The 11,941-nt window shown below is 44.5% G+C and carries 12 protein-coding genes; 4 read left to right on the forward strand and 8 right to left on the reverse strand.

Features of this window, described 5'->3' with window-relative positions:
* Nucleotides 1-16: 16 nt before the first annotated feature.
* A complete protein-coding gene (locus ASG85_RS19300; protein ID WP_057307493.1) occupies nt 17-802 on the forward strand; it encodes a TIGR01457 family HAD-type hydrolase in 786 nt (261 codons plus the stop codon).
* A gap of 341 nt (nt 803-1,143) precedes the next feature.
* Here ASG85_RS19300 and ASG85_RS19310 read toward each other — a convergent pair whose 3' ends face one another.
* Entirely contained in the window at nt 1,144-1,722 is a 579-nt protein-coding gene (locus ASG85_RS19310; RefSeq protein ID WP_057307495.1) for a PadR family transcriptional regulator, read from the reverse strand.
* A 13-nt stretch (nt 1,723-1,735) separates the two neighbouring features.
* Nucleotides 1,736-3,262 carry an MDR family MFS transporter gene (locus tag ASG85_RS19315; protein WP_057307496.1) on the reverse strand — a complete coding sequence of 509 codons (1,527 nt, stop codon included), beginning with the start codon at nt 3,260-3,262 and terminating at the stop codon, nt 1,736-1,738.
* A gap of 253 nt (nt 3,263-3,515) precedes the next feature.
* Between ASG85_RS19315 and ASG85_RS19320 the strand changes: the two genes are divergently transcribed.
* Entirely contained in the window at nt 3,516-4,418 is a 903-nt protein-coding gene (locus ASG85_RS19320) for a LysR family transcriptional regulator (RefSeq protein WP_057307497.1), read from the forward strand.
* A gap of 58 nt (nt 4,419-4,476) precedes the next feature.
* A complete protein-coding gene (locus ASG85_RS19325) occupies nt 4,477-5,283 on the forward strand; it encodes a histidinol-phosphatase (RefSeq protein ID WP_057307498.1) in 807 nt (268 codons plus the stop codon).
* Between the two features lie 54 nt (nt 5,284-5,337).
* Here the strand turns inward: ASG85_RS19325 and ASG85_RS19330 are convergent, their stop codons facing one another.
* The 3 genes from ASG85_RS19330 to ASG85_RS38010 form a co-directional block, all read right to left on the reverse strand.
* The gene (locus ASG85_RS19330) at nt 5,338-7,653 is read right to left on the reverse strand and encodes an EAL domain-containing protein (protein ID WP_060647518.1); all 2,316 of its coding nucleotides are present in this window, start codon (nt 7,651-7,653) and stop codon (nt 5,338-5,340) included.
* Nucleotides 7,654-7,840: 187 nt separating this feature from the next.
* On the reverse strand, nt 7,841-9,106 hold the full coding sequence (locus ASG85_RS19335) for an MFS transporter (protein ID WP_057307500.1): 1,266 nt from the start codon (nt 9,104-9,106) through the stop codon (nt 7,841-7,843).
* A gap of 5 nt (nt 9,107-9,111) precedes the next feature.
* Complete coding sequence (locus ASG85_RS38010) at nt 9,112-9,255, reverse strand: hypothetical protein (protein WP_156396692.1); 144 nt, start codon at nt 9,253-9,255, stop codon at nt 9,112-9,114.
* A gap of 98 nt (nt 9,256-9,353) precedes the next feature.
* Here ASG85_RS38010 and ASG85_RS19340 point away from each other — a divergent pair, with 98 nt between their 5' ends.
* Nucleotides 9,354-10,394 carry a ParB/RepB/Spo0J family partition protein gene (locus tag ASG85_RS19340; protein ID WP_057307501.1) on the forward strand — a complete coding sequence of 347 codons (1,041 nt, stop codon included), beginning with the start codon at nt 9,354-9,356 and terminating at the stop codon, nt 10,392-10,394.
* 4 nt (nt 10,395-10,398) lie between these two features.
* Here the strand turns inward: ASG85_RS19340 and ASG85_RS19345 are convergent, their stop codons facing one another.
* The 3 genes from ASG85_RS19345 to ASG85_RS39240 form a co-directional block, all read right to left on the reverse strand.
* Nucleotides 10,399-10,920 carry a GNAT family N-acetyltransferase gene (locus tag ASG85_RS19345; RefSeq protein WP_060647519.1) on the reverse strand — a complete coding sequence of 174 codons (522 nt, stop codon included), beginning with the start codon at nt 10,918-10,920 and terminating at the stop codon, nt 10,399-10,401.
* Between the two features lie 35 nt (nt 10,921-10,955).
* The gene (locus ASG85_RS39235) at nt 10,956-11,411 is read right to left on the reverse strand and encodes a phosphotransferase enzyme family protein (protein ID WP_414858760.1); all 456 of its coding nucleotides are present in this window, start codon (nt 11,409-11,411) and stop codon (nt 10,956-10,958) included.
* Between the two features lie 77 nt (nt 11,412-11,488).
* The gene (locus ASG85_RS39240) at nt 11,489-11,941 is read right to left on the reverse strand and encodes a phosphotransferase enzyme family protein (protein WP_235550178.1); all 453 of its coding nucleotides are present in this window, start codon (nt 11,939-11,941) and stop codon (nt 11,489-11,491) included.

The following is an 11,941-nucleotide window of genomic DNA, read 5'->3' on the forward strand; positions in this document are numbered from 1 at the left end:
AGGGAGCGTTAGCAAGATGAAAGGTTTTCTCATTGATTTAGACGGTACACTATACCGGGGGCATGAACCGATTCCCTATGCGGCGGCATTCATTCATTGGCTGCAAGGGCAGCACCTGCCGTATTTGCTTGTGACGAATAACTCGTCACGAACGCCTGAGCAGGTTGCCGAGCATCTGCAAGTGCTCGGCATAGAGGTTCCAGCGGCCGCCGTCTATACGTCATCGCAGGCGGCCGCTCAGTACTTGACCGAGCAGCGCGGAGGCAACCGCGTGCATATGGTCGGCGAAGCCGGACTACGGATCGCCTTGGAGGCGTCCGGCTTCGCCTTGGGTGCTGGGACGACGCCGGATTACGTCGTCCAAGGCATTGACCGCAGCTTCTCCTACGAGAAGCTGACCGAAGCGGTCCGCCATCTGAAGCATGGCGCGACCTATGTGTTAACCAATCCCGACCGCATGCTGCCGTCGGATGGTGGGCTAATGCCAGGAGCTGGCTCCCTGGCAGCTGCGATCACCGCCGCCTCGGGCGTGGAGCCCGTGGTGATCGGCAAGCCTTCGCCGATCATTATGGCTTACGCCATCGAGCGGCTCGGGCTGCCTGCCGCCGATGTCTGGGTCATCGGCGATAACGTGCATACCGACATCCGCGGAGGCATGCTGGCGGGATGTAATACGGCGCTCGTGTTGACGGGTGTCGCCACGGCGGATAACGTGCAAGAGCAGCTGGCGTCGGCGGGCTTGACGCCGGACTTGATCTGCGATGATTTGCAGCATTTCATCGAGCAGTTCAACGGAAGATAAGATATCACTACACCGTTATTTCCGCCTGGGACTATCATAAATCGGTTATTGCCAGCTAACTTATGCGAGGATCAGAGTGCCCTATGCGGTTGAAAGATGTTGCAGAAAGTGCAACTTTTGCTTCCTAAATTTCGTCTTTCTCCCTTTCTTCAAGTTGCGAAATATCCTTTGTGCGTGCGAATTGTTGCACAAAATACAACTTAGAGATAATCGAGTTACAAGATCTCACCAACTCTCGTAACGCAACTGTTATTATTCCCCCTCCAGAGATGAAATGGAGGCCCGCCACGTTCAAATAAAAAGCCGCAACTGCTCTCAAAAAGAGCAGCTGCGGCTTTCTTCTATTCAATACGGTCCCAATCAACTTCCAGAGGGGAGTTCTTCTCTTGCAAGCGACCCTCTCTTGCATCCTTCTGCAGCTGTTCCAGCCATTTCAGTTCAGTAAATGCACGCTTGTAGGTGCCCACCAACATCTGTAGGACAACTCTTGGAACAATGGAGATGTGTTCTTCGTATAAGCTTTTCATCTTGTTCATAAGCATTTTTTGGGCCAAAATTTTATTCTCGAGAATGTCAGCAATCTTCGCCTGATCCCCATGCACGGAAAAAGGCAGGGCAACATAAAGCGGATGATAGTGTCTGATTTCTTCATGAAATTGTTCAACTAACAGTTCTTGAAATTTTAATTTCCCGGCAGCGGTTATTTGATAGATCGTTTTCTCCGGGCGATTCGTATCCCGCACAACCTCATGTGCTTCTACGAGTCCATCCTTGTGAAGTTGGTCCATCGCATAATACAGAGAGCCGTCTTGCAGCTTCATGTAGTTGTTCATGCCTCTTTCTTTCATCGTCTGCCGAATTTCATAGGTATGCCGATTGGCTTCCATCAGTAGTCCGAGAATGACGAGCTTCATCGACATAGATGTTAACCTCCTAGTGTCCTACTGGTACGCTTTCTTTAACGGGAGCTCTTCCCACTTCAAGTTTAGCGTTACCCATGAAGAAAATGAACACAAGACCGATTACAGCAAGAACAATGGTTGTCTGGAAAACAACGGCAATGGAATCCGCCAATGCTGTTAGGAGCTTGTGAAGTACTTCAGCGGGAATGTTTGCACGAACCTGAGGTTGAAGCAGCATTCGAGCATCATGAAACTTTTCGGCCATCGCTGGATCCTGAAGGGAATTTGTGATGTTATCTCTTAGCGAGTTGACTTGAATGCTGCCAAACACAGCTACCCCGATTGCCGAACCTACGGAACGGAAGAAACCAACAAGTGAAGTCACTGTGCCTCTGCGGCGGAAGTCTATTTTATGCAGCGCAGACATCGATGTAATTGGGAAGCAAGCGCCGATACCAAGACCAAGGAGAATCATATAGGTTGTAATTAGCCAGCGCTTGGAATCGATAGAGAGTCCGCCTAAGAGCGAAGTTGCCAGCAGCAGCAAGGCTATGGAAACAAGCATGACATTGCGATAAGAGAATTTACCGATGAAGCGCCCGCCGAGTGCGCTGCTGACAACAACACCAAGCATCATTGGGGTTAAAGTAGAGCCTGCACTTGTAGCTGAGCCTTCAAATACCCCTTGAATGAATAAAGGAATGTATGTACCGGCTGAGATCAAAACCGCACCATAAGCGAAGCTGACACCCATGCTGGCGGTAAACAGGCGATTTTTGAACAAATCAAGCGGGATAATCGGTTCTGCTGCATATTTTTCAATCATAATAAATGTACCTAAGAGAACAGCAAAACCTACAAACAACCCGATAATTTGTAAGGAATCCCAAGCATATTCTTTACCGCCAAGTTCCAATGCGAACATGAGAGAAATAATCGATGCTGTCAGGAAAATAGTACCGCCCCAATCAATTTTCGCCTTACTGTGTTCCACGGACTCGTGATAAGAGAAAATGATTAAGATTAAGGATACAATGCCAAGGGGGAGATTAATAAAGAAAATCCATTCCCAAGTCACATGGTCAGTGAAGTACGCGCCAATGATCGGCCCCAGTACGCTGGATAATCCGAATACAGCCCCGAACAGCCCTTGCATTTTACCCCGTTTCTCTGGCGGGAAAATATCAAAAATGATCGCGAAAGTAATCGGCATAAGGGCACCGCCACCGATACCTTGAATGGCGCGGTAGATGATGAGCTCGGTCATCGATCCTGCCGTTCCACATAAGGCTGAGCCAATCATAAATACAATGATACCGATAATAAAAAATAGTTTTCGACCATACATATCGGATAGTTTACCGAAAATAGGCATGGCAGCCACATTCGCAATTAAATACGCAGAAAAAACCCAGACGAATTGGCTGAAACCTCCTAGTTTGGACACGATCGTTGGCATCGCTGTTGAAACAATGGTCTGATCCAGCGAAGCAAGTAAGAGTCCCAACATCAACGCCACAACGGTCCACGTTGTATTTGACTTACGGGTTAACGTCATAAAGTGAATCTCCTTCATCGTTTATTTATTATATATAAAATATTATAATCAAATTTGAGTATTTGGCAACGAAAATCGGTTGTATTCGTCTGAACTTCCTTGCTAGAATGTGTTCGGTTGTCCAACTTTATCCTAAAATGTTGCCGATTCAAGTACTCCTATCATATAATAGGGTTACAAAAGGTTTTTATGCCCTTTACAATTCCGATAAATTTTATTTTTATCTTTACTATGAAAAGCAGGAGGTATGCTCATGAATATGAACCAGTTAGAAACATTGCTCACCATATCCAAAACAATGAGCTTTCGAAAAGCTGGCGAAATTCTTAACTTGACCCAACCTGCCGTTTCCGCACAAATAAAGAGCCTTGAAGACGAATTCGGCACAATTCTCATTGATCGCAACCAGCCTGTTACTTTAACCGATAGTGGAAAGCTGTTCTTGGAGCATGCAGAAAAAATGCTGCGGATCGCCAGTGATCTCAAGCAGCGATTATCAGACTTACATCATACACCGCAAGGTCACATCCACATTGGCACGACAACGTCGATCGCCATGCAGATTTTGCCGAGGGTGCTGTCCTATTTCCAAGACCAATTCCCACTGATCAAGACGACCATTCACTCAATGACCTCTTCCCAAATCATGACTTCGGTGGAGAATAGCCAAATTGATATTGGAATTACCTATTTGTTCGAAAAAAATCAAGCCTTAGAAACTTCCGTGCTTTATTATGATACTTTCGAGCTGATTGTTTCCACGGCGCATCCACTTAGCCGTTTTGCCCATTTATCTATTGAGAAGCTGCGCAACATTCCCTTCATTATGCTTTCTCCGGAAACAGCCGGACGTCGATTCGTCGATCAAATCTTCAAAGCCTATGACGTCTCCCCACATATTGTGATGGAGCTATCCAGCAGCGAAGAAGTGAAGCGCATGGTGGAGTTAAATCTCGGGGTCGCTATCATCTCCAAGCTTTCTGTCGCTGATGAACTGCGGCATGGAACTTTGAAAATGGTCAAAGTGAACGAATTGGATATTACGCATCCTGTAGGTGTAGTATATAAGTCAGGGCGCTACTTAAATTCTGCGATGCAGCAGTTCCTACGAGATCTAAAAGGAATGCCGGAAACCCAGTTTCTCGGCTCAGAATAAGATTTGCTGCTTACGATACCAGTTTTGCTAAAGCAAAACTCTAAGGAGGTTATTTTCGATGAAATTCGACCTACATACCCATCATGATCGATGTGGACACGCTAAGGATAAAATTCGCGATTATATTGAAGCCGCTATTGACGGCGGATTGCAAGTCATCGGGATTTCTGACCATTCCCCTTATTTTGCGAGCCCAGAAGATCAGGCACAACCTTTAATTGCTATGGCTAAGAGCGAATTCCCCCGTTATATCGAGGAAGTTCTGCAACTAAAAAAAGAATATGAAGGAAAAATTGATGTGCTTCTAGGTGTTGAGTCCGACTATTTTCCTGAGCATGTCGAAGTTTACCGGCAAGAATACGCGAAATATCCATTCGATTACATTATTGGCTCTGTTCATCTATCGGGTGGTGTCAGTATCTTCAATCGCAACAGGTGGAAAAAACTAAATGAAGAGCAGAAGATCCAGCATAAAGAAGAGTACTATGACCTTATTAAGGAGTCCGCACGTTCCGGCATGTTCCATATTCTTGGGCATATCGATGCAATGAAAGGCTTCTATCCAGCCTTCTCAGATATCGCTACACCGAAGGTTAACGAAACGTTAAAGATCATCGGAGAAGCTGGCGTAGCGATTGAAATTAATACTTCAGGAAAGACCAAGGACGTAGGCGGCTGGTACCCTTCCAATGAAATATTGGAGCAAGCGCTGCATTATGGCGTTGAAGTAACCTTCGGCTCTGATGCTCATCTGCCAAGCCGAGTTGCTGATGATTGGGAAGAAGTTAGCAAGACGTTAAAAGAGATCGGCTTCAAACATTGGGTCTATTTCAAAAATAAACAAAAACAAATCGTTCAACTCTAAACCAGAAAAAATCTCCTCCGCTGACTCCTATTTCAGCGGGGGAGATTTTTTTGTTCAATATTCAATATGGCCAGACGGGTTTGATTCAAGAAAGGCAAGCTTAGGCTGTAGACATTCCTGTAAAACAGGCAGCGCATTCTCGGCAGTCATAGGCCGGAAGAAATAGTAGCCTTGAATTTGACTGCAGCCATTAGCTACTAAGAAGCCCGCCTGTTCTTCTGTTTCAACACCTTCCGCAATAATTTGCAGTTGAAACGAATTGGCTACGGAAATAATCGCTTTAATCATCGCTCGATCCTTGTCATCCGTCTGAACGCCGCGGATAAACGATTGGTCCAATTTGATTTTGGTGACTGGGAACCTTTTTAAATAACTTAGAGAGGAGTAATGCGTTCCGAAATCATCGACGGATATCGCAATGCCTAGCCCGCGAAGCTTGCTAAGTGCGTCCAGCTGTTCATCCTGCATCGCGAAATTTTCGGTAATTTCCATTTCCAAGTACTTCGCTTCCAGGCCTGTCTCCTCTAAAATTTGTATTACTTTATCAACAAAACGTTCATCATTCAGCTGTTTGACTGATAGATTGACGGAAATTGCTAAAGGTTCAATCGTCATGCTGTGCCAAGCCTTCATCTGCTTGCAAGCACCTCTCAGCACCCATTCACCAATACTTGCAATCGTACCAATTTCTTCTGCTAACGGAATGAAGTCAGATGGAGAAATATAACCTTTGGTCGTATGATTCCAGCGTAGGAGGGCCTCAACGCCAATAACTTTGCCCAATAAACAATCTACTTGCGGTTGATACACAATTTCGAGTTCATTCCGGTCAAGCGACTGACGCAGATGATTTCCCATCTCTAGCTTTGATAGAGAATTCATTGCCATCTGCTGATTAAAGAAGCTGTATGAGCTGCCGCCCTCTTTTTTGGCCACGTACATGGCAATATCCGCATTCTTGAGCAATGCTTCCCAAGTCACACCCCCATAAGGATACTGTACAATACCAATACTGGCACTAATGAAAAAAGAGCGATTCGATAACAAACATGGGGGCTTTAAGATATCTATTAATTGTTCACAGAAGAGCTGAATCTCCTTCTCACTTGGACAATCTTCTACTAGGATGGCAAACTCGTCCCCACCGAATCTGGCAAACGTATGATAAGATAAATTAGATTGCCCAATACGATTAGCAACTTCCTGCAGCATAAGATCACCCATATGATGACCATGCGAATCATTAACCATCTTGAAGTTATCCAAATCAAAGAAAAGCAAAGCAAGGGATGTATGATTAATTTCGTTGTGTACAATTTGTTCTTTTAAGATCATTTGAAAATGGGCTCGATTATGTATCCCTGTCAGAACGTCATGATAAGCCATGTACGATAGCATTTGTTCGGATTCCAACAAGCGTTTGGTTGAATCGTGCAGTTCTTGTTGTCCTGCTAGAAGCTCTTCATTCGCAGCAGTCAAATCCTCATTTGCAAACTGTAACTCTTGTGTGCGCTCATTTACTGCTCGGCTTAACTTATCCCGCTGTCTAAGGATATAAAGGATAAAAATAAGACCGATTAGCAGAACAAGCATAAAAGAACTGCGTATTAATATGATTTGCTGCTTAATACTCTGAACTGCACTTGCCTGAGGCAGCGCAGCAAGCTCCCATTTGGTATCCGTATGCTCAATGGTGGTTATCAATGGATCAGCTTGAAAAACAGAATCGTCGCCATAGAACGCAGGCTCCCCAGGAATGCGGATGGAAATCTGCAAATCCTCTGTATCTCTATTCTTGATCCCTGCTTCTACAAGCAGTTGATCCAGATTTACCCCAACAGATACAAAGCCCCAAAAAACACCATCTTGATAGATTGGCTTTCGAGCGACTAAACCATTAATCCCTTGCAGTAATTTAAACGGGCCATTCATAGTCATTTTTTTAGTTCGCAAAGCTTTTGAAATTTGCTGTTGAATAATTTCACGGGGATCCTGCAATAAATCCCAATTATAGATACTTTCGTTGCCCTGAATCGGAAAAACGAACTTCATAACGCCTTTAGGCGCAATAATTAAATTAAATGTGGATCCCTGAGCGCCATGATAAAGAGATACCATGTATTCCATGACTTCTTTATCGTCTTTGTTTTGCAAGTAACTCGCATCCACATATGCTTCCAGGCTTACCATCATATTAAAATTACGGTCAATAACGGATTGTAAAGCCAATGCTCTTGAGGATAATTGGGACTGTTCCGTAATTTCAAGCTCATGGAGTAAGGTGTTCTTATACTTATTAAGAACAAACTCTGACGATGAAACTAATATGACGAAAATTAGAGCTATTATTGTGGTTTGAATCATTTTCATGCTACTCTACTCCTAAGTCATATGAAAGTTTTCATGTCACAATTCGACATCATCACCCTCTATTATTTCATCACTAAACCTTCCGATGCAATCTTTTTATTGAAGTTGGTATTACTTTGCAAAAATGGGTGAGAAACAACAAGAAAGACCTAACCTAGATTGGCTGGGTCCTTCTTGTTTTCCGATTTTACAACGCTCTGACAGCCGTGCCTGAACGGCGAATACGAACTGCCATTATGGCAGCAATCATACATACGAAGCCCGCCATAAGAAAAGGCAGCGAATAGCTGCCGAGCAAATCTCTCAGCAGACCCGCTTCATAGGCAGCAAAGGATGCCCCTAGCTGGTGAGCTACTACAATCCAACCAAAGACCATGCCAGCCTTCTCCTTGCCGAAAATATCCGATGCGATCTTCACGGTTGGCGGAACAGTTGCAATCCAATCCAAACCGTAGAAAACAGCAAAAACAAGAAGCTCTGTATAGCCTAAACCGAGCGCTTGCGGCAAAAAAATAAGTGAAATTCCGCGAAGCCCATAGTACCAAAACAGCAGCCAACGTCCGTCAAATCGATCTGTCAACCAACCGGACATCGTCGTCCCGACCAGATCAAAGATGCCCATCAGCGCCAGCAATCCCGCTGCGGTTACTTCAGGAATACCAAAATCCCCACAGGCGGGAATAAGATGCGTACCAATTAACCCATTCGTAGAGAACCCGCAGAAAAAGAACGTCCCAGCTAGCAGCCAGAATGCTTTGTTCTTACTCGCATCTCGAAGTGTAAGCAGAGGGGTCATAAATAGGTTGCCTTTGAACTCAGCAGGTTTGACGACTTGATCAGACCCATAAGGAGCAGCACCTATGTCATAGGGATGATTCCGCATCCAGATCGCTACAACAGGGATTAACACCGCAATAACAGCGATCGCTGTATAAATGGCATAGCGCCAACCGACGTCCACCGTTATTTTAGCCAGAAGAGGTAGAAATAGCAGTTGCCCTGTCGCCGCGCTAGCTGTCAGAATGCCAACCACCACGCCTTTGTTCTTGGAGAACCATCGATTCGCGATCGTTACACCGAGCACGTTGGCAAGTGAACCCGTTCCAAGCCCCACAACGACCCCCCAAAGCAAATCAAACTGCCACAAAGCCGTGATCATAGGCGTCAGCGAAAGACTGGACGCGATGCAAATGAGAGAGATCAGCACCACCCGGCGGGTACCAAAACGCTCCATCAACGCAGCCGAGAAAGGCCCCATCAGACCATACAAGAAAATATTAATGGAGACAACCGAGGATACATCCGCGCGGCCCCATCCGAACTCTTTTTCAAAGGGAAGCATGAAGATGCTAGGCACCGAGCGTATACCTGCCGATACAATCAAGGTAAAGAAGGTCACCAGGACAACAATCCAGCCGTAATGCATTTTGGTGCGTTTTGCTAAAGTTCCCATTCTATTTACTCCCACTCCTCTGCCAAAATCCCATTAACCTCATGATCATGATAGGCGTTATAGCTGAACTCGGCCTGTCTAATTGTTCCTTCATGGCTTACTTCTAGTAGCTTTATTTCTAATTCATCTCTTATTTTACACGCAAACATGATTGACCTCTGATCTAAGACTATGATTGGCAATTCCACGATTTTGTTCCTTGTTATATAATAATCCTAGAACAACTTGAACGAATGGAGAAATGAATATGGATATACATGAAATTCCCATGCATTTAATTGACGAGGATACGGATCAGCCCAGATATCAATTCGATGAAGAGGCGCTCCAAGAATTAATGAAAAGCATCGAGGAGATTGGCTTGCTTTCTCCGATTAAAGTGAGAACAACGGCTGACAACCGGTACAAAATTATTTACGGGAACCGAAGATATAAAGCTAGCAAAATGCTAGGACGCCCCACCATGTCCTGTATCGTATCGACCGTAACGGATGAGTTAGAGATTTATTTAGAACAGATTGCGGAGAATCTGACAAGGGAAGGCTTTTCCCCCATTGAGGAAGCCGAAGCCTTCCACAAACTTATGAATGATTCCAAATTCAGTTCCTCTATTAAATACCTTTCTAGCAAACTTGGCAAACCGGAAGCTTACATCAAAAACAAATGTGATTTGTTAAAGTTTGGAAACCCAATTAAGAAGCTGATCGTAAGCGGCACAGAAATACGAAAAGACAAGTTGACCGAAGATCAACTGCTGCCTATCAAAGATTTACCGATCGAGCACCGCGATCCGCTTGCTTTGATTATAGCCAGAGATGAAATGCCTGTCAGTGATGTCAAAAAGATTGCTCGCATGTTTAAAGATAAAGATATTTCAGAAAGCACCAAAGGGAAGCTTCTCTACAAAACAGGTCATGATCTGGTCGAAACTTGGTCCGTCTTCCAAAACAACCGAGCAGAACGAGCCAAGCCTGCAGCTGTAAAAGCTCCGACAAAAGTGGAGAAAGCGGAGAAATCCAAGGAAATAGTCTCGGAAAATAAAACAGAAATGCCGATACAAAGCGGGCTGCCTGCAGCTTCAATTATCCCAATTACTAGCCCAATTCAAGCTAAACTATTGCAAATGCTTAACGCATTTCCTGCAACTAGTGATTTTCAAGTTGAAGCCTTAGACGTCGATTCCCAAGATAAAGAACAATTTCTGAATGATCTCAATACCTTAGTCGGTAATTTGGAAAAGCATTTGGATGCGTGGAAAAAAGTTAGAGAACTTGCCGTTACCCACTAACATCCTAGTCCAGCAATTCAAGTACTTCAAGCTTCTTCGCATAGCAATGCCTTAGAAGACCGCCATACATCGGGCGAGTGAATTGAAGTGTGAAGCCTGCTGCTTGTAGGTTTTTCCGACTTATTCCATTGTCAGGATGCACGGTTGCATAGAGGTATAACATACGTTGTTCCCGCGCTCGCTGTTCCCTCAAGGCATGAAAATGCCTCTGCAGCCCTTGTCCCCTGACTGATTCATGGACAATAGATCCTTCTAGAGAAGCAACTTTTGGCAGATCTGCTTCCGGCACTCCAAACTCTCGTCCGAGATTATTGGCACTTAGACCGGGAAATGCAATAACCGTATAAGCAACAAGCTTTTCGCCTTGAAAAGTGCCATACATCTCCCCCTTATCTTGGACATTTTCGTAAAGTGCTTCCAAGCGGTCCATTGAATAAAGCGCGTCAGAAGGAAGACGTGACACCACGTCCATCATTAATGCTTGTACTTGCGGTATATCTTGTTGCCATAAACGCCTTATTTCCAAGTTATAATCCTCCTTGTGTGCTGCTGATCAGTAGGTTACCATGGGTTGCTGAAACCAAGTCTCATTTCGTCCGTCATTTTCATGAGCTTTAATTTCAATCCTGCATACCATGGTGGCGTATTGGATAGATCACTGTCCTCCAAAGCTGTTAAGATTCTTGAAAAGCTATAGAGCTTAGAGAACCTTAGGAACTTTGGAAAGTGTTCTATCATTTGTTTGTCTAATGGATATATCGCCGTATAGCCTCTCAGAAAGCATTCTACCTGACTGCTGGAATCCCTCCCTATATGATCCAAAACGTCAGCAAGAGCCGCAACAATATCCATCGCATACCAATGATACATCGCATCATCAAAATCAATAACATGAAATTGCGACTTACTTGCCTGCCAAAAAATGTTATCCTGTTGAAAATCATAATGAATAAGACCATAATCATGTTTGGACTGCTTTAAAGAATAAAGCCAAATCGTCAGGTTATTCAGCTCCATCAAGGCTTCTTTTTCATGTGGATGACGATCTAATGCCGCTGCAATATGCTCCAGTCCATCTCGCCAATCCTTACGCTTTAATTCTTAGCAGGTTCATATACCTGTGACCATGCATGCAAGCAGCCAAGTGATTTCCCCCACGCCTCCATCTGCGAATCGTTCATTTGCTCACAATCTAAACTTTCCCCTTCCGCATCACTGAACACAACACCAATATATCCCCCTTCACTTGTCGTTACTCTTTCAACCAGCTTACCCTCGCTAGAATGTATAGGCACAATTGTAGGATAATGAGATGAGGCTAAGTATTTTATGAAATCAAGCTCAGCTTCTACTTGCTCCAGGGACTGTGCTCCTTCAAAAGAGAACCTCAAAAAGAATTTCTTACCTTTATTTTCAAATCGATATACGAAGTTGGAACTTGCCCGCCAAACTTTTAATGTTCCTTCCTCGTGCTCCCATAACCGCATGAATGCCTTTGCCACAAGATCATCGGTTAATCCAACGACCATCGTCCTTAGATTCATCAT

This window comes from Paenibacillus sp. Soil724D2 (assembly GCF_001427935.1).
In the GTDB taxonomy this organism is placed as follows: Bacteria; Bacillota; Bacilli; order Paenibacillales; family NBRC-103111; genus Paenibacillus_E.